The sequence below is a fragment of the Duganella sp. Dugasp78 genome (assembly GCF_059491455.1).
The window spans coordinates 6,453,652-6,470,483 of the sequence record NZ_CP168506.1 but is presented as its reverse complement, the minus strand read 5'-3'; the positions used below and the strand labels follow the sequence as shown (position 1 = coordinate 6,470,483).

Genomic DNA, 16,832 nt, shown 5'->3' with positions numbered 1-16,832 from the left:
CAGGCGCGCGGTGATGCCGTTCAGTTAAGCTTAAATCGCCCGCTGTCATTCCCGCGAAAGCGGGAATCCATACGTCGCCTGCGAGACAAGCTCCGCATGGGTTCCCGCTTTCGCGGGAACGACCACCCTTGACTGAACGGCATGAAGGCGCGCGGGCCTGGCTGGTGCGGAGTGGGGAAGCGGCTATTTCTTCGCGGCCTTGGCCGGTTTGACGGTGTTTTGCTCGACCAGGGCGCTGGCCTTGGCGATCTGCGTTTCCACCGCTTCGACCGCCTGCTTGGTGGCCTTGGTCACCTGCTCGTAGCCGCTGAAGGCGTTGTCGATCGCGGTCTTGACGATCTGCACCGCGTTCTCCGAGCCGGGACGCACGTTCTTGGTGACGTCGTAGATCAGCGCGCTGAGCGTGCTCTTGGCTTCGGTCATGTGGGCATCGGCGGCGCGGGTGAATTCTTCGCGGATCTCGGCGATGATGCTGCCCAGCTGCTGGTTGTAGGCGGCGGCGCCGGCCACGCCCGGTTGCATCTTGGCGGCGGCCAGCGACATGGCGGCCTTGGGATCGGTGCTCTGGCTGAGTTCCTTGCCGGTGGCGAGGCCGTCTTCCAGCTGGGTTTTGGCGGTGGCCATGTTCAGGGCGACGACTTGTTCGACGCCTTGCACGGCTTTGCTGGTCAGGCTATTGAAGGTTTCGAGCTGAAATTCAAACAGTGCTTTGGTGGCGTTGGCAAATTGTTCGGGATTTGTAAACATACAGTCTCCTCAAGATGATGAAATGTAGCCAGTAATGCCCCGGGGTTCCCCCTGTTATTGCGACCCCATTATTTAGCAAGAACCAACTTTTCGCAACGGCTATCTTTATAGGGGCCGGAGTCCTTTTCCCAGCCCGGCCCCAGCGGCGTCTGCGAGCAGCTGAGGTAGTTGTCGATCTTGCTGCGCCACTTGTACCACGGCGCCGGTCCGGCGTTGAGGCTGGTGCAGCACAAGCCCAGCATGGCGGCGGCCAGCGCGTATCGTTTGATGTAGGTCATGTTTTATACCAGTTGTCGGGAACAGACGCGGTTGCGTCCGCTGTTTTTGGCAGCGTACAGCAATTCGTCGGCGGCGGCGATCATGTTGAGGTGGGCGTCGTGCGTGGAGGTGGCGAAGTCGATGCTGGCCACGCCGAAGCTGGCGGTGATGTGGATCTGCTGGTCCTGGTAGGCGACCGGCGTGTCGGCCAGCGCGTGGCGCAGGCGCTCGGCCAGCAGCTCGCCGCCGGCCAGGTCGGTCTCCGGCAGGATCAGCAGGAATTCCTCGCCGCCGTAGCGCACCACGCTGTCGACGCTGTCGCGCGTCATCGCCTGCAGCAGGGCGCCGAAGCGTTGCAGCACGGCGTCGCCGCCGTTGTGGCCGTAGGTGTCGTTGACCACCTTGAAGTGGTCCAGGTCGCTCATGATGACCGTCAGGCTCAGCCGGTAGCGCTGGGCCCGCGAGATTTCCGTCTCCAGCAGCTGTTCGTGCAGGTGGCGCCGGTTGTAGCAGCCGGTCAGCGGATCGCGCACCGACAGGTTTTTCAGCACCGTCTGCGCGTTGTATTCGTCGCGCAGCAGCAGCTGGTAGCGGCGTGCGGCCACGTAGCCGAACACATTGGTGAGCGTCAGCAAGGCGGCCATCGTGGCCAGCTCGACCCGGCGCAAATCGCCCAGCTGCTGGGCCAGCACGATGAAGCCCAGCGTGGCCGGCGCCGTGATCGCGGCCGCGTACAGCAGGCGGTTTGGAATGTAGATGTAGATCACAATGACGATGATGGACATCGAGATCGCGTGCAGCGAAAACTCGCCCGGCCGCAGCGCGGCGATCAGCAGGAATCCGGCCGCGCCCGCCGTTTCGACCACGCTGGCCACGGCGCGCGTGACGGGGATGGAAGCGGGCTGGCGCCGCAGCAGCACCAGGCTGGCCAGCGCGGTGGCTGCCACCAGCAGGCGCGCGCAGGCCAGCACCGCCGTGCGCGGGCTGTAGCCCAGCCAGACGACGTCGGTGACCGTAAAGCACAGGTAGAACAGCGAGCAGAACACAAAGGTCACGCGCAGCTGCGCCTGCGTCATGGCCAGGTGATGGCGCAGGAACGCCCGTTCGGCCGCGGCGTCGCTGAATTCGCAACGCAGGGTCGCCATTTCCATCTTCGCAGGCTGGGCAGGACGGTGGGGCACGGGACTGGATTCTCCACTAGGCGCCGGCTATTTGCCGGTCTGATGCAAGCTATTATACGGCTGCAATAATTGCGCGAAGGAAAATTGTTGAGTCCGGCTCAACGCGGGGCCACCCGCGGCAGGCGCATGGTGAAGGTGGTGCCGGCGCCAGGCTGGCTGTCGACGTCGATGCGCCCGCCCAGCACGCCGGTGACGATGTTGTGCGTAATGTACAGCCCCAGGCCGGAGCCGCCGGCGCCGAGCCGGGTGGTGAAGAAGGGATCGTAGATGCGCGGCAGATTGGCGCTCGGGATGCCCTCGCCGTCGTCGGCGACTGAAATGGCGATCTCACCGTTGTCGGCCTGGTAAGCCTGGATCGTGATGGTGCCCTGCGTGCGGCCGTTGAAGGCGTGTGTGACGCAGTTGTCGATCAGGTTTTCCAGCGCCTGGGCCAGCGGGCCGGCGTAGCTGTCGAGCTCCAGCCAGTGTTCGATGTGTTCGACCAGCGTCAGGTCGCGCTGGTGGAGCGCGGGCTGGGTCGACTGCAGCAGCTGCGCCACCAGGTCGCCCAGCACGAAGCGGCTGCGCTGCGAGCTGGCGCTGTCGACCGCGATGCTGCGGAAGCTGGACACCAGCGCGGCGGCGCGGTTCAGGTTGCGCAGCACCACGGCATCGGCATCGGCCGCCTGCTGCAGATAGTTGACCAGCACCGAGCGCCGCAGCCCGCTCTCCAGGTTGTGCTGGAGCTCGGCCGTGCGCTCGCTCATGCTGCCGGCCATGGTCAGGCAGTTGCTGATCGGCGTGTTCAGCTCGTGGGCCACGCCCGCCACCAGCGCGCCCAGCGCCGCCAGCTTGTCGCGCCGCACCAGCTCCTCCTGCGTCAGGCTGAGGTTGTTCAGCGCGGTGGTCAGTTCCTCGTTGACGTGCTCGGCTTCCTCCTTGGCGCGCAGCAGCTCGGCGGTGCGGGCCTGCACCAGCTCCTCCAGGTGTTCGCGGTGGCGCAGCAGTTCGGCCTCGCGCCGGGTGCTGGCGATGGCGATGCCGGCCAGGTGGCTGGCGGCCTTGATCAGCTGGCGGTCGTCCTCGGTCGGGCTGCGCGGCTCGCGGTAGTACATGGCAAAGCTGCCCAGCACCGTGCCGGGGTCGAGCAGGATGGGCATGGCCCAGCAGGCGCGCAGGCCGTAGTGCACGGCGAGCTCCTTGTACGGCGCCCACAGCGGATCGTTGAAGGTGTCGCTGACCACCACGGTTTGCTTGCGGTGGACGGCGGTGCCGCAGGAGCCCGCCACCGGGCCGGCAGCCAGGCCCTGGATGGCGGCCAGGTAGTCGGCCGGCATGCTGGGGCCGGCGGCGGTCTGCAGCGTGACGCCGTCCGGCGCCAGCAGCATCACCGTGCACAGCACCGGCGGCGCCTGCGATTCGATCAGCAAGGTCAGGCGTTCCAGCGTGTCGGCCAGCGGCGCGCCGCGCGCGATCATTTCCAGCACCTGGTTCTTGCCGTCGCGTAGTTGCTCGGCCAGCTTGCGGCTGCTGATGTCGACGATGCGCACGTGCATCAGGCGGTGTTCGGGCGTGTTCAGCGGCACCATGCGCAGCTCGCAGGCGACCTGGCGGCCGGAGCTGTGCAGCACCGTCAGCTCGAACACCTGCACGCCGCCCGCCATCACCCGGTCGACATAGCCGGCGAAGGCCTCGGCCGAGCTGCGGCCGTCCGGCTGAAGCGGCGGGCACAGCGAGGGCAGGGTGGTCTGCAGCAGTTCGGTCTCGGTGGTGCCGAACAGGATGCGGGTCTGGCGGTTGACGTCCAGGATGCGGTTGCTGCCGCGCTGCAGCAGCAGGATGGCGTCCGGCGAGCCGGACAGCATGGTGTGGTAATTGACCTCCAGCGTTGCCATGGTCGGCATGCCGGCCGCCGGCGGCGCCGGCGCGATCGCCTTCAGCTCCAGCAGCACGCGCTCGGCGATGTCCTCGGTGGGCAGCGACAGCGGCAGGTAGGTGCTGACGCCGGCTTCGCGGGCCCGTTCGCGTTCGTCGGGACTGGGGCTGCCGGACAGCAGGAACACCGGCAGCGTTCCGCCGCAGGCGGCGCGCATGCGCAGGCACAGCTCGAGCCGCGCGCTGCCGGCCAGCGCCACGTCGAGCAAGGCCAGTGCGACGTGGCCGCCGGCGGCCAGCGCCAGCGCTTCGTCGCCGCGCCGGACCAGCTCGACCTCCAGCCCGTGGCGGGCCAGCATGATCCTGAGCGTGGCGAGGTCGTAGTTCGTGTTGGTGGCGATCAACACGATATTGGGCTGCTTGGGGAGTTGTGCCGGCTGCATCATGGGTGAGGGTATCCGCTCCGCAGTTCGTGATTGCAGCCAGTGTCACAGGATGGGCGGGCCGGGTCAAGCCTTTCTGCTGGCTTAGGCCGCTGCCAGCGCGGCCTCATCCTGGGCCTGCCGGATCAGCGGGAAATTGTCTTCGATCCAGTCGACCAGCACTTCCAGCCGCTCGGCGGCCTGGCGCCCCAGCGGCGTCAGGCTGTATTCCACGTGCGGCGGCACCACCTGATGCGCCACCCGCAGCACCAGGCCGTCGGTGGCCAGCGCGTCCAGCGTCTGCGCCAGCATCTTCTCGCTGACGCCGCCGATCTCCCGGCGCAGCTGGCTGAAGCGGTGGGTGCCGTCCAGCAGCACCACCAGCACCAGCACGCCCCAGCGGCTGGTGATATGGCCCAGCACCGCGCGCGACGGGCATTCCGCCGCCAGCACCTGGGCACGCGGGTCGCCCGGCTTGCCGGCCAGTGCCTTGCGCAGGGAACGGCTGGATTTGCTTGGCTTCATATCGGTCTTCCTCGGCTCATGGGTACTTACCAAATTGTACGTACTTACAAATAGTAAGTATAGACCCTATTATAGCCTCAACCGCGCGGAAACCTCCCCGCGGCAGCCTACTCAAAGGAAGACCATATGATTATCGTTACTGGCGCAAGCGGCCAACTGGGCCGCCTGGTGATCGCCCGCCTGCTGAAAACCGTTCCTGCCGCGCAGATCGTCGCCGCCGTGCGCGATGTCGGCAAGGCCGCCGACCTGGCCGCGCAAGGCGTGCAGGTGCGGCGCGCCGACTACAACGATCCAGCCACGCTGGACGCCGCCTTCCTGGGCGCGAGCAAGGTGCTGCTGATTTCTTCGAGCGAACTGGGGCAGCGAGGCCCGCAGCACCGCAACGTCATCGACGCCGCCGTGCGCGCCGGGGCTGGCCTGCTGGCCTACACCAGCGTGCTGCATGCGGACACGTCGCCGCTGGCGCTGGCGGCCGAGCATCGCGACACCGAGGCGGCGGTGCGCGCCTCCGGCTTGCCGTACACCCTGCTGCGCAACGGCTGGTACGTGGAAAACTACACGGGCGGCCTGGGCGCGGCGCTGGCGCATGGCGCGCTGGCCGGTGGCGCCGGGGAAGGGCGGATCGCGGCGGCGGCCCGCGCCGATTTTGCGGACGCGGCCGCCGCCGTGCTGACCAGCACGCAGCCGGTCGAGCCAGTGTATGAGCTGGCGGGGGATCACGGCTTCACGCTGGGCGAGCTGGCGGCGGAGCTGTCGCGCCAGTCGGGCAAGCACATCCCTTTCCACAACCTGCCGCAGCAGGACTATCGCGAGATGCTGGTGAGTGTGGGCCTGCCGGCGCCGCTGGCCGAGCTGATCGCCGATTCGGACGCGCAGGCCGCCAAGGGCGCGCTGGACGATCGCAGCGGCACGCTGGGCCGGCTGATCGGCCGGCCGACCATCACGCTGGCGGAGGCCGTCAAAGCGGCGCTGTAATGAAAAAAGCCCCCATCTGCTTTTCAGCTCGATGAAGGCTTTTTTGCGGAATTTTTGGTGCCCACGGAGGGACTCGAACCCCCACACCTTGCGGCACATGGACCTGAACCATGCGCGTCTACCAATTCCGCCACGTGGGCACTGTTACTGCTCTCTGCTGCGTGTTCTGCAACAGAGGCCCGAATCTTAAAGGAGGGCTGCCACCTCGTCAATAGCGTTTTGGTGCTTTTATGAAATAATTTCCCGCGAGGGGCAATGAAAAAAGCCTCCATCGGCTTTTCAGCTCGATGGAGGCTTCTTGCGGAATTTTGTGGTGCCCACGGAGGGACTCGAACCCCCACACCTTGCGGCACATGGACCTGAACCATGCGCGTCTACCAATTCCGCCACGTGGGCACTGTTACTGCTCTCTGCCGCGTATTCTGCAACAGAGGCAGCATCATGCCGCATGGCGGCGCCGGCGTCAAGTGCGCATCGTGAATGAAAAAAGCCTCCATCTGCTTTTCAGCTCGATGGAGGCTTTTTGCGGAATTCTGTGGTGCCCACGGAGGGACTCGAACCCCCACACCTTGCGGCACATGGACCTGAACCATGCGCGTCTACCAATTCCGCCACGTGGGCACTGTTACTACGTTGCTGCTCTCTGCCGCGTATGCTGCAACAGAGGCCAGAATCATAGGGGAGCGGCGCGCCGCCGTCAAGAGCGGAATGCTGATTTTTCATAAAGATTGCACAGGGCGACAGGTCTGATTTGCTGCTTGCTTGTTAGCTCACACTTTCGTAAGCTCCTGAATGCTGGCCCCGACATCAGAGGCAAAGGAGGTAGGGATGGATACGATGAGCAGCTGGTTTGGCAGCCAGGGCTTCATGCCGCACGGTCACTGTTTTCTCTGGACGCCCTCGATCCTGTGGCTCGGTGTGATCTCCGACGCGCTGATCGCCCTGGCCTACCTGACCATCCCCATCACGCTGCTGTACTTTATCCGCAAGCGCCGCGACCTGCCGTTCGACTGGATGTTCATCGCCTTCGGCGTTTTCATCCTGGCCTGCGGCAGCACCCACGTGGCCGACATCTGGGTGATCTGGCATCCGGACTACTGGCTGGCGGTGATCCTCAAGGCGATCACCGCCGCCGCCTCGGTGGTGACGGCCGTCGTGCTGGTGCGGCTGGTGCCGGTGGCGTTGCGCATCCCGAGTCCGGCGCAGCTGGAGGCGGTCAACGCCGAGCTCCAGCAAGCCAATGCCGAACTGCGCATCGCCATGGAGCGCGCCGAAGTGGCCAACCGCGCCAAGAGCGCCTTCCTGGCGGCGATGAGCCACGAGTTGCGCACGCCGCTCAACGCCATCCTCGGCTACACCCAGATCCTCAAGCGCGACAAGGGCTTGACGCCGACGCAGAAGACCGGCGTCGGCACCATCCAGCAAGGCGGCCAGCACTTGCTGGCGCTGATTAACGACCTGCTCGACCTGTCGCGGGTGGAGGCGGGCAAGATGGAGTTCCATCCCAAGCCGGTGGCGCTGGCCGATCTGTTGTCGATGGTGGCCGACATCGTGCGCGTGCGCGCAGAACAAAAGCAGCTGCACTTCGAACTGGAGCTGGCGGCAGGCCTGCCGGAGGCGGTCAGCGTCGATGAAACCCGCCTGCGCCAGGTGCTGTTGAATTTGCTGGGCAACGCCGTCAAGTTCACTGACCGCGGCACGGTGCGCCTGCGGGTGCTGCAGCTGCCTGCCAGGCCGGGCGCCGCAGCCGACGCCGCCGCGCTGCGCTTCGAGGTGCACGACGACGGCATCGGCATCGCGCCCGACCATATCGACGCCATCTTCCGTCCGTTCGAGCAGGTGGGCGATGCGTCGCGCCGCGCCGGCGGCACCGGCCTGGGCCTGGCGATCAGCGGCCAGCTGGTGCGCCTGATGGGCGGCGAGCTGAAAGTGGAAAGCAGGCTGGGGGCGGGCAGCCGTTTCTGGTTCGATGTGACGATGCCGGTGGTGGCGGCGCCGGCCGCCGTCGGCAGTGAAGGCCACAACGCCACCGGCTACCTTGGGCCGCGCAAGACCATCCTGGTGGTGGACGACGTCGCCACCAACCGCGCCTTGCTGCGCGATTTGCTGGGTGCGCTGGACTTTCGCATGCTGGAGGCCGAAAACGGCGCCGAGGGCTTGCGCCAGGCGCAGTCCGGCGCGCCGGACCTGGTGCTGCTGGACATGGTGATGCCGAACATGGATGGCATCGAAACCACGCGCCGCCTACGTGCCGACCCGCGCACCAGCAGCATGCCGGTCCTGATGATTTCCGCCAGCTCGACCCGGGAAGAGGAGGAGCGCTCGCTGCAGGTGGGTGCCAATGCCTTCCTCAGCAAGCCGGTCGACGAGCTGGAACTGCTGCGCGAGATCGGCGCGCACCTCAAGCTGGAGTGGAGCACGGCGCCGGAGTGAGCCGGCCAATGAAAAAAGCCCCCATCTGCTTTTCAGCTCGATGGAGGCTTTTTTGCGGAATTTTGTGGTGCCCACGGAGGGACTCGAACCCCCACACCTTGCGGCACATGGACCTGAACCATGCGCGTCTACCAATTCCGCCACGTGGGCACTGATGCTTCTCAACAACTCTGCTATGATGACGGGGAGAGTTTCGCGCCAGATGAGCTTTCGCTCCTTACTGCACATCAACCCTGTCTAGCAATTCCCGCTTTGCCGCTGTTTTTCAACATTGTCGCTGCGAGAGACCAAGATTATAGAGGAATTTTGCGGGATGTCAAACGCCTCCACATAAAAAATTCGTTGGAATTCGCAAAAACGGCCGTAAATTAGTCAATCAGGGCGTTTCCAAGTACACTACGCCTGTCGTCGTGTCATATATATGCACCTGACGATTTTGCCAGGCCGGATTTCCTCTGAACACTGTCAATAATAACTACAGAAATACTTTTGAACCAATCTACCCATACCATTCCCAGCCGGGAGGAAATTCTCGGCATCTTCCGCAGCGCCAAGGCGCCGCTCGATCTGCGCGCACTGTCGAAGTCGCTGAAGGTCGCGACCGAGGCCCAGGCCGTGTTGTCGCGCCGCCTGAACGCCATGCAGCGCGACGGCCAGATCGTCTCCGATGACACCGGCCACTTCTCGCTGGCCACCGAAACCGGCTTCATCGCCGGCCGCGTCGCCAGCCACAAGGACGGCTTCGGTTTCGTGATCCCGGACGAGCCGGGCGAGGACCTGTTCCTGCCTGAAAAAGAAATGCAGAAAGTGCTGCATGGCGACCGCGTGCTGGCCAAGGTCGTCGGCGTCGATCGCCGCGGCCGCCCGGAAGGCACCATCGTCGAGGTGGTCACCCGCGCCAACACCCACATCATCGGCCGCCTGCTGAACGAGAACGGCGCCTGGGTCGTCGCGCCGGAAGACCAGCGCATCGCCCAGGACATCCTGGTCGAAGGCTCGATCGGCAAGGCCAAGGCCGGCCAGATCGTCAGCGTCGAGCTGACCGAACAGCCGATGCGCTTCAAGCAGCCGGTCGGCAAGATCGTTGAAGTGCTGGGCTCGCTGGACGATCCCGGCATGGAAATCGAAATCGCCGTGCGCAAGTTCGGCGTGCCGCATGTGTTCTCGGACGCCGCGCTCAAGCAGGCCAACAAGCTGCCGGACCAGGTGCGCGACGCCGACCTGGCCGACCGCGTCGACCTGCGCGACATCCCGATGGTCACCATCGACGGCGAGGACGCGCGCGACTTCGACGATGCGGTCTACTGCGAGCCGGTCAAGATCGGCCGCGCCAACGCCTACCGCCTGATCGTCGCGATTGCCGACGTCAGCCACTACGTCAAGCCGAACGACGCGCTCGACGCCGACGCGCTCGAGCGCAGCACCTCGGTCTACTTCCCGCGCCGCGTGATTCCGATGCTGCCGGAGAAGCTGTCCAACGGCCTGTGCTCGCTGAACCCGGCGGTCGACCGTTTGACGCTGGTGTGCGACGCCGTCGTCACCGCCAAGGGCGAGATCAAGGCCTACCAGTTCTATCCGGCCGTGATCCACTCGGCCGCGCGCCTGACCTACACCGAAGTGGCCGACATCCTCGGCAACACCAAGGGCCCCGAGGCGGCGCGCCGTCCGGGCATCGTGCCGCACCTGCTGAACCTGTACGAGGTGTACCACGCGCTGCTGAAGGCGCGCACCGAGCGCGGCGCGATCGACTTCGAGACCACCGAGACCTACATCGTCTGCAACCCGTCCGGCAAGATCGAGAAGATCATCCCGCGCACCCGCAACGACGCCCACAAGCTGATCGAAGAATGCATGTTGACCGCCAACGTTTGCGCGGCCGACCTGCTGATCCGCCACAAGCATCCCGGCACCTACCGCATCCACGCCAGCCCGACCGCTGAAAAGCTCAAGCAGGTGCGCACCTTCCTCAAGCAGGTCGGCCTGAGCCTGAACGGCGGCGACAAGCCGACCGCCGGCGACTACGCCACGCTGATGAAGCAGGTCAAGGAGCGTCCGGACGCATCGCTGCTGCAGACCATGCTGCTGCGCTCGATGCAGCAGGCGGTCTACTCGCCGGACAACATCGGCCACTTCGGCCTGGCGTATGAGGCCTATGCCCACTTCACCAGCCCGATCCGCCGCTATCCGGACTTGCTGACGCACCGCGCCATCAAGGCCATCCTGCTGGGTAAGAAGTACGAGCCGAAAGTGGCCAGCACCAGCGTGCTGAACACCAACGTCTCGAACGCCACCCGCAAGCAGCAGGCCAAGGACAAGGCCGAGGGCAAGGAAAAGAAAACCGTCGACCTGACCGTGTGGGACGCGCTGGGCGTGCACTGCTCGGCCAACGAACGCCGCGCCGACGAAGCGTCGCGCGATGTCGAAGCCTGGCTCAAGTGCTACTTCATGCAGGACAAGCTGGGCGAGGAATTCACCGGCATCATCACCGGCGTGACCACCTTCGGCATCTTCGTGCAGCTGGACCAGCTGTTCGTGGAAGGCCTGGTGCACATCACCGACCTCGGCGCCGACTACTTCCAGTACGACGACGCCCGCCACGAACTGCGCGGCGAACGCACCGGCAAGACCTTCCAGCTGACCGACCGCGTCAGCGTGCAGGTGGTGCGCGTGGACCTGGAAGCGCGCAAGATCGACCTGCGCCTGGCCGGGGCCGATGCGCCGCCGCCGCGCGCCGACAAGTCCGATGCGCAATCGAAGGACCGCAAGACCAACATCAAGCCGGGCCCGGCCGTGCCGAAGGCGCAGCCGATCAAGGCAGTCGCAAAAGGTCAGTCCGACAGGACTGGCGCCGGCAAGCCTGCCGCAGCCAAGCCGGCCGCGGCGAAACCTGCCGCCAAGGCGCGCGGCGGCCGCAAGACTAATGCCGGGGCGGCTGCCCCGGTAGCACCCCGAGCAGCGAAGACTGTCTCAAAAAGTAAAAAGAAGCGATAAATGAGTAAGAATAAAATGATTTTTGGTTTCCACGCCGTGACCTCGCGTTTGCGTCATGAGGCCTCGTCCGTGGAAGAGATTTTTGTCGACATCGGCCGCGACGACCGCCGCATGAAGGACCTGATCGCCAACGCCAAGGCGGCCGGCGTGCGCGTGATGCCGGTTGATTCGGCACGTCTGGACAAGATCGTCGGCACCCGCCGTCACCAGGGCGTGATCGCGTTTGCCTCGCAGCTGGCGCTGGCGCGCAACCTGGACGAACTGCTGGACGCCATCGAAGGCCCGCCGCTGCTGCTGGTCCTGGACGGCATCACCGATCCGCACAACCTGGGCGCCTGCCTGCGCGTGGCCGACGGCGTCGGCGCCCACGCGGTGATCGTGCCGAAGGACCGCGCCGTGGGCCTGAACGCCACCGCCGCCAAGGTCGCCAGCGGCGCGGCCGAGACCGTGCCTTACATCACCGTCACCAATCTGGCGCGCACCTTGCGCGACCTGAAGGACCGCGATATCTGGCTGATCGGCACTTCCGACGATGGCGAAAAAGGCTTGTACGAAGCCGACTTCACCGGCCCGACCGCGCTGGTCATGGGTTCGGAAGGCGAGGGCATGCGCCGCCTGACGCGCGAGACCTGCGACATGCTGGTCAGCATTCCAATGTTCGGTTCGGTTGAGAGCCTGAACGTCTCCGTCGCATCCGGTGTCTGTCTGTACGAGGCACGCCGCCAGCGTATCGCCAAGGAAGGCTGAGAAGCCTTCCGGCTGACCCCGGGGCGTTCCTCCGTGAGGGTCAGACCCCGTACGGGGTCTGACCCTGCCTTACCGGGGTTGAGGCCCGAGCCTCCCCCAGCAATCCCCCACCGAATACGCTACCATGAGCGTTTCCGTTGCACTCCTGACCATCCATGTTCCATCACCTGCGCCAAGACATTAACAGCATCATCGAACGCGATCCCGCGGCCCGCAACGCCTGGGAGGTACTGACCTGCTACCCAGGCCTGCAAGCCATCGTCATGCACCGCTGGGCGCACTGGTGCTGGTCGCACAGGATGAAATGGTTGGGCCGCTTCATTTCCTACCTGGCCCGCATCGTCACCGGCATCGAGATCCATCCGGGCGCCACCATCGGCCGCCGCGTCTTCATCGACCACGGCTTCGGCGTGGTGATCGGCGAGACCGCCGAAGTGGGCGACGACTGCACCATCTACCAGGGCGTGACCCTGGGCGGCACCTCGCTGCACACCGGCACCAAGCGCCATCCGACCCTGGCGCGCGGCGTCATCGTCGGCGCGGGCGCCAAGGTGCTGGGTGGCTTCACGGTGGGCGAGTATGCCAAGGTCGGCTCCAACGCGGTGCTGCTCAAGCCGGTGCCGCCGGGCGCCACGGCGGTCGGCAATCCGGCGCACATCGTGCAGAAGGAAGCGGCCTCGGCAACCAGCGCCACCGCCAACCTGTTCAGCGCCTACGGCGTCACGCCGAACGGCGACGATCCCTTGTCGAAGGCCCTGCACGGCCTGATCAACCACGCCGTGAAACAGGAAGAGCAGATCGAGCGCATCCTCGCCACCATGAAAGCGGCGGGCTTGCACTGTCAGGGCGTACCCGAATGTGATAAATTGAATTCAGACCAACTCAACAAGCTCGTCGAATAAGGAAGCTGCTTATGGAATCGTCGCCCGATGGCGTTGAAGTGCTGGACCCGTTTGAAATCCGCGTGCTGGCCGTGCTGGCCGAGAAGGAGGCGCTGACGCCGGATAACTACCCGATGTCGCTGAACGCGCTGGTCAACGGCTGCAACCAGCTGTCGAGCCGCGATCCGGTGATGTCGCTGTCGGAAGAGACGGTGGCCGAGGTGCTGCAACGGCTGATGCAGCGCAAGTACGTCAACGGCATCACGCAGGCGGGCGCGCGCGTGACCAAGTACGAGCACCGCATGCGCATCAAGTGGTCGCTGGAGCAGGACAAGCTGGCCGTGCTGAGCATCCTGATGCTGCGCGGCTTGCAGACCGCCGGCGAAATCCGCACCCGCACCGGCCGCCTGCATGACTTCAAGTCGGTGGGCGATGTCGAGCAGGCGCTGCAATTCCTGATCGACAAATATCCGCCGCTGGTATCGAAGCTGGCGCTGGCGCCCGGCACCAAGGAGCCGCGCTACGGCCAGCTGCTCGGTGGCGAGGACGCGCTGGCGCGGGAAGAAACCGCCGCCAGCATGGGCGGCTCGGTCAGCGTGGCAGGGCAGGGCGGCCGCGTCGCCGCGCTGGAGCAGGAAGTCCAGCAACTGCGCCGGCAAGTCGAAGACCTGACCGCGCAGTTCGCTGAATTCCGCCAGCAGTTCGAATAATAGGGCGGGGGTCAAGTCTGACATTCGGACACGGCCTCTGCTGTAGCACCCGCTACAGCAGAGGCCGTGTCCGAATGTCAGACTTGACCCCCGTGTTGAATGTCAGACTTGACCCCCGTGTTTATTCGAAAGTGAACTCGATCAGGGCATCGTTCGAGTAGGTCTTGTCGTTCAGCGGCACCGAGTACATTTTTCCATCCTCGTCGACCTTGAGCTCCAGCCTGCGCGCGCCGTCCACCAGCGTGGCGCTGGCGATTGCGCGGTCGCTGCGCACGCTCATATTGAAGTCCTTGAACGAGCACCAGTCCGTGGTCAGCGTCAGGGTGTTGATGGTCGCGCGGAACAGGAAGGGGATGTAGTTCTTGGCGATCGCGATCAGCACCCGGCACTCCAGCCGGATGTCGCCCAGGCGCCGCATGTCCGCCGGCACGCCGGCGCTGCGCACCTCCGGCATCCAGCCGTAGTAGCTTTTCTTCTGGTTCAGCACGACGTCGGCGTTGTCGCGCTCCGCCTGCCGGCTGCGCGGCAGCGTGAAGCTGTGGTCCGCCGCCAGCGGCACCGGGATGTCGGTCTCGTTGCCGGACAGGCGCACCACCAGGCTGTCGATGGCGCCTGCCGGCGTCTTCTTTTTGGCTTGCATGCGGAAGCGCAGCTCCTGCGCTTCCGGCGCCAGCGCGTGCTGGTCGTCAAAGGCGTCCATGCCGGACAGCATGTAGCGGTAAGGCTGCATTTCCGGGCTGCGGGTGCCGTTGATGACGACCATCTGCTCCGAGCCGGCTTCCGTTTCGGCTGCCGTGGCCGGCAGCGCCGCCACGGCCGCCGCCAGCAGCGCGGCGGTCATGAAGTGTTTGCCCGCCATACTCAACCTTCCTCGCGGCGGCGGCGCATCCAGACGGCGGCGGCGAGCATCGCCACGCCGGCTGCGACGCCTATCCACACGCTTACGCCGCCCAGCGTGTTCCACGAGGCGCTGAAGATGGCATCCGGCACCGCCAGCTTGTTCGCTTCATGGTGCAGCCCGACGTTGTCGGCGTCGAAGATGATCCACGAACCGGGAATCACGCCCAGCAGGATGCGGTCGACGACGCGGGTGACAAACCAGCCGGCGTTGAAGCCGAAGTGCAGCATCTTTTCGGTCCACAGCAGCAGCAGCGACGTCACCAGCGGCGTGCCCACGGCCCACAGGAACACCTTGGAGCGCGCCATGCTCGACACCATCAGCAGCCAGCCCACGGTCGGCAGCGCCCACAGGATGTAGACCGGCAGCAGTCCCACCAGGCGCAGCGGCGTCAGGTAGAAGTCCGGGGTCGTCAGCAGCGCGCCGAACAGGTTGGTGCCGTGTGCCAGCATGGCGATGCAGCCCGCCAGCAGGATCAGCAGCGACAGCACGATGCCGATCCCCATCGTGATCAGCGGCGCCACCACCAGGGCCAGCGCGGCCTTGGACAGCACGGTGCTGAAGTCCGACACCGGCAGCGATTTCCAGAACAGGATGCTGCGGTCGCGGCGCTCGTCGTTCAGCGCGCCCAGGCAGTAGAAGAACACCAGCAGGCCCAGCATCATCATGACCGGCAGCGCCGACAATATGTAAGCCTGCGACGCCGTGGTGACGATGCGCGCGCGCGCCGCACCTTCGATGGTGACGGTGTTGATCGACACCGCCTCGCCATCGTTGGTGAAGCTGGCGTTGTGTCCCAGGAAGATGCCGGTCAGCGCCAATGCCGCGACCAGCCCGGCGATGACGAGCGGGGTCCAGAACAGCATGCCCTTGTGCTCCCACAGCTCGCGCCTGATCAGCCATTTCATCGTTTTCATGCGTAGGTTCCTTTCATCGACGCGACAAACAGGTCGGCCACGCTGGGCGTGCGCAATTCCCCGAAGGTCGACAGTTGCGGCCGCGGCACGCCATCGAACAGCATGATGGGCTTGCCGAACACGGTGCGCTGGCTCATCGGCTGCAGCGCGTTGGCGGCCGCCACGAACTGCGGCTCGACCATCACTTCGGTGAAGCGCTCGCCCACCTCGTCCATCGACGCCGCCAGCGAGATCTGGCCGTCCTGGATGAACATCAGGTCGGTCAGGATGTGCTCGACCTCCTCGATCTGGTGGGTGGTGATCAGGATGGTCTTGTTCTCGTCGAAGTAGTCTTCCAGCAGGTTCTGGTAGAACTGCTTGCGGTACAGGATATCCAGGCCCAGGGTCGGTTCGTCGAGCACCAGCAGCTTGGCGTCGATCGCCATCACCAGCGCCAGGTGCAGCTGCACCACCATGCCCTTGGACATGGCCTTGACCTTCATGTCCGGACTGAGCTTGGTGTTGGCCAGGTATTTCTCCGCCTTGCTGCGGTTGAAGCGCGGATGCACGCCTTCCACAAAGGCGATCGCGTCCTTGACCTTCAGCCACTTCGGCAGGATGGCAACGTCGGCGATGAAGCAGACGTCGTTCATCAGCGCCTCGCGCTGGCTGCGCGGATCCATGCCCAGCACCGACAGCTCGCCTTCGAACTGGGTCAGGCCCAGGATGGCTTTGAGGGTGGTGGTCTTGCCGGAACCGTTGGGGCCGATCAGGCCGACAATGCGGCCTGCCTCGACCGTGAAGCTGGCGCCGTTCAGCGCGGCTTGTTTGCCGTATTTCTTGCTGAGCTGGCTCGCCGTGATGATGGCGCTCATGACGCACCTCCGGGGGCGGCGGGCTTGAGCAGGGTATCCAGTTCCAGCCCGAGGCGGCGGATGCGTTCGAGCATCAGCGGCCATTCTTCGCGCAGGAAGCGCTCGCGTTCAGTGGCCAGCAGTTTGTCGCGGGCGCCGTCAGTAACGTACATACCTAGTCCCCTTCTTTTTTCTACGAGCGTTTCGTCCACCAGTTCCTGGTAGGCGCGAGATACGGTGATCGGATTGAGTTGATAGTCGGCGGCCACCTGCCTGACCGAGGGCAGGGCGTCGCCGGGCTTGAGCAGGCCGTCGAGCATCATGCCGATGACCTTCTCCTTGAGCTGCCGATAAATCGGCGCATTGTCATTCCAGCCTATCGTGGACATACATGTGGTCCCCTTGATGTGTGTTAATGGATTGGTGTTGTAGTTAACTATAACACTAGAATTTGAAAAAG

The 16,832-nt window shown here is 65.0% G+C and carries 15 protein-coding genes and 4 tRNA genes; 6 read left to right on the top strand and 13 right to left on the bottom strand.

Features of this window, described 5'->3' with window-relative positions:
* Positions 1–183: 183 nt before the first annotated feature.
* The 5 genes from ACEN9O_RS28690 to ACEN9O_RS28670 form a co-directional block, all read right to left on the bottom strand.
* A complete protein-coding gene (locus ACEN9O_RS28690) occupies positions 184–747 on the bottom strand; it encodes a phasin family protein (RefSeq protein WP_495615186.1) in 564 nt (187 codons plus the stop codon).
* A gap of 68 nt (positions 748–815) precedes the next feature.
* Positions 816–1,025, bottom strand: a complete 210-nt coding sequence (locus ACEN9O_RS28685; RefSeq protein ID WP_495615185.1) for a hypothetical protein — start codon at positions 1,023–1,025, stop codon at positions 816–818.
* 3 nt (positions 1,026–1,028) lie between these two features.
* On the bottom strand, positions 1,029–2,150 hold the full coding sequence (locus ACEN9O_RS28680; protein ID WP_495615184.1) for a GGDEF domain-containing protein: 1,122 nt from the start codon (positions 2,148–2,150) through the stop codon (positions 1,029–1,031).
* A gap of 134 nt (positions 2,151–2,284) precedes the next feature.
* Positions 2,285–4,486, bottom strand: coding sequence for an ATP-binding protein (locus ACEN9O_RS28675; RefSeq protein ID WP_495615183.1), 2,202 nt, complete (start codon positions 4,484–4,486; stop codon positions 2,285–2,287).
* A gap of 81 nt (positions 4,487–4,567) precedes the next feature.
* On the bottom strand, positions 4,568–4,987 hold the full coding sequence (locus ACEN9O_RS28670; RefSeq protein WP_495615182.1) for a winged helix-turn-helix transcriptional regulator: 420 nt from the start codon (positions 4,985–4,987) through the stop codon (positions 4,568–4,570).
* A 126-nt stretch (positions 4,988–5,113) separates the two neighbouring features.
* Here ACEN9O_RS28670 and ACEN9O_RS28665 point away from each other — a divergent pair, with 126 nt between their 5' ends.
* Positions 5,114–5,962: an NAD(P)H-binding protein gene (locus tag ACEN9O_RS28665; RefSeq protein WP_495615181.1), complete on the top strand. Its 849-nt coding sequence runs from the start codon at positions 5,114–5,116 to the stop codon at positions 5,960–5,962.
* Positions 5,963–6,017: 55 nt separating this feature from the next.
* Here ACEN9O_RS28665 and ACEN9O_RS28660 read toward each other — a convergent pair.
* The 3 genes from ACEN9O_RS28660 to ACEN9O_RS28650 form a co-directional block, all read right to left on the bottom strand.
* Positions 6,018–6,102, bottom strand: a tRNA-Leu gene (locus ACEN9O_RS28660).
* Positions 6,103–6,273: 171 nt separating this feature from the next.
* Positions 6,274–6,358 (bottom strand) — tRNA-Leu (locus tag ACEN9O_RS28655).
* Between the two features lie 140 nt (positions 6,359–6,498).
* A tRNA-Leu gene (locus ACEN9O_RS28650) sits at positions 6,499–6,583 on the bottom strand.
* Positions 6,584–6,790: 207 nt separating this feature from the next.
* On the opposite strand from ACEN9O_RS28650, the gene ACEN9O_RS28645 reads away from it, so the two are divergent.
* Entirely contained in the window at positions 6,791–8,395 is a 1,605-nt protein-coding gene (locus ACEN9O_RS28645) for an ATP-binding protein (protein WP_495615180.1), read from the top strand.
* Between the two features lie 65 nt (positions 8,396–8,460).
* Here the strand turns inward: ACEN9O_RS28645 and ACEN9O_RS28640 are convergent.
* Positions 8,461–8,545: transfer RNA gene (locus ACEN9O_RS28640), tRNA-Leu, on the bottom strand.
* Between the two features lie 339 nt (positions 8,546–8,884).
* On the opposite strand from ACEN9O_RS28640, the gene rnr reads away from it, so the two are divergent.
* The 4 genes from rnr to ACEN9O_RS28620 all read left to right on the top strand — a co-directional run bounded on the left by rnr (position 8,885) and on the right by ACEN9O_RS28620 (position 13,724).
* Positions 8,885–11,386, top strand: a complete 2,502-nt coding sequence (gene rnr / locus ACEN9O_RS28635; RefSeq protein ID WP_495615179.1) for a ribonuclease R — start codon at positions 8,885–8,887, stop codon at positions 11,384–11,386.
* Positions 11,387–12,133 carry a 23S rRNA (guanosine(2251)-2'-O)-methyltransferase RlmB gene (rlmB, locus tag ACEN9O_RS28630; RefSeq protein ID WP_495615178.1) on the top strand — a complete coding sequence of 249 codons (747 nt, stop codon included), beginning with the start codon at positions 11,387–11,389 and terminating at the stop codon, positions 12,131–12,133.
* 155 nt (positions 12,134–12,288) lie between these two features.
* Positions 12,289–13,035, top strand: a complete 747-nt coding sequence (cysE, locus tag ACEN9O_RS28625) for a serine O-acetyltransferase (RefSeq protein WP_495615177.1) — start codon at positions 12,289–12,291, stop codon at positions 13,033–13,035.
* Positions 13,036–13,046: 11 nt separating this feature from the next.
* On the top strand, positions 13,047–13,724 hold the full coding sequence (locus ACEN9O_RS28620; RefSeq protein ID WP_495615176.1) for a YceH family protein: 678 nt from the start codon (positions 13,047–13,049) through the stop codon (positions 13,722–13,724).
* A 121-nt stretch (positions 13,725–13,845) separates the two neighbouring features.
* Here the strand turns inward: ACEN9O_RS28620 and ACEN9O_RS28615 are convergent, their stop codons facing one another.
* The 4 genes from ACEN9O_RS28615 to ACEN9O_RS28600 are packed head-to-tail and all read right to left on the bottom strand — an operon-like array spanning position 13,846 to position 16,761.
* The gene (locus ACEN9O_RS28615) at positions 13,846–14,583 is read right to left on the bottom strand and encodes a hypothetical protein (RefSeq protein WP_495615175.1); all 738 of its coding nucleotides are present in this window, start codon (positions 14,581–14,583) and stop codon (positions 13,846–13,848) included.
* 2 nt (positions 14,584–14,585) lie between these two features.
* Complete coding sequence (locus ACEN9O_RS28610; protein ID WP_495615174.1) at positions 14,586–15,539, bottom strand: hypothetical protein; 954 nt, start codon at positions 15,537–15,539, stop codon at positions 14,586–14,588.
* The gene (locus ACEN9O_RS28605) at positions 15,536–16,393 is read right to left on the bottom strand and encodes an ABC transporter ATP-binding protein (RefSeq protein WP_495615173.1); all 858 of its coding nucleotides are present in this window, start codon (positions 16,391–16,393) and stop codon (positions 15,536–15,538) included. The genes ACEN9O_RS28610 and ACEN9O_RS28605 overlap by 4 nt, the downstream gene beginning before the upstream one ends.
* Entirely contained in the window at positions 16,390–16,761 is a 372-nt protein-coding gene (locus ACEN9O_RS28600) for a GntR family transcriptional regulator (protein WP_495615172.1), read from the bottom strand. The genes ACEN9O_RS28605 and ACEN9O_RS28600 overlap by 4 nt, the downstream gene beginning before the upstream one ends.
* Positions 16,762–16,832: the final 71 nt, after the last annotated feature.

Bases quoted from the DNA above. Each gene is read 5' to 3' on its own strand.
- ACEN9O_RS28690 (WP_495615186.1), bottom strand. From the start codon at position 747: ATGTTTACAAATCCCGAACAATTTGCCAACGCCACCAAAGCACTGTTT.
- ACEN9O_RS28685 (WP_495615185.1), bottom strand. From the start codon at position 1,025: ATGACCTACATCAAACGATACGCGCTGGCCGCCGCCATGCTGGGCTTG.
- ACEN9O_RS28680 (WP_495615184.1), bottom strand. From the start codon at position 2,150: ATGGCGACCCTGCGTTGCGAATTCAGCGACGCCGCGGCCGAACGGGCG.
- ACEN9O_RS28675 (WP_495615183.1), bottom strand. From the start codon at position 4,486: ATGATGCAGCCGGCACAACTCCCCAAGCAGCCCAATATCGTGTTGATC.
- ACEN9O_RS28670 (WP_495615182.1), bottom strand. From the start codon at position 4,987: ATGAAGCCAAGCAAATCCAGCCGTTCCCTGCGCAAGGCACTGGCCGGC.
- ACEN9O_RS28665 (WP_495615181.1), top strand. From the start codon at position 5,114: ATGATTATCGTTACTGGCGCAAGCGGCCAACTGGGCCGCCTGGTGATC.
- ACEN9O_RS28645 (WP_495615180.1), top strand. From the start codon at position 6,791: ATGGATACGATGAGCAGCTGGTTTGGCAGCCAGGGCTTCATGCCGCAC.
- rlmB (WP_495615178.1), top strand. From the start codon at position 11,387: ATGAGTAAGAATAAAATGATTTTTGGTTTCCACGCCGTGACCTCGCGT.
- cysE (WP_495615177.1), top strand. From the start codon at position 12,289: ATGTTCCATCACCTGCGCCAAGACATTAACAGCATCATCGAACGCGAT.
- ACEN9O_RS28620 (WP_495615176.1), top strand. From the start codon at position 13,047: ATGGAATCGTCGCCCGATGGCGTTGAAGTGCTGGACCCGTTTGAAATC.
- ACEN9O_RS28615 (WP_495615175.1), bottom strand. From the start codon at position 14,583: ATGGCGGGCAAACACTTCATGACCGCCGCGCTGCTGGCGGCGGCCGTG.
- ACEN9O_RS28610 (WP_495615174.1), bottom strand. From the start codon at position 15,539: ATGAAAACGATGAAATGGCTGATCAGGCGCGAGCTGTGGGAGCACAAG.
- ACEN9O_RS28605 (WP_495615173.1), bottom strand. From the start codon at position 16,393: ATGAGCGCCATCATCACGGCGAGCCAGCTCAGCAAGAAATACGGCAAA.
- ACEN9O_RS28600 (WP_495615172.1), bottom strand. From the start codon at position 16,761: ATGTCCACGATAGGCTGGAATGACAATGCGCCGATTTATCGGCAGCTC.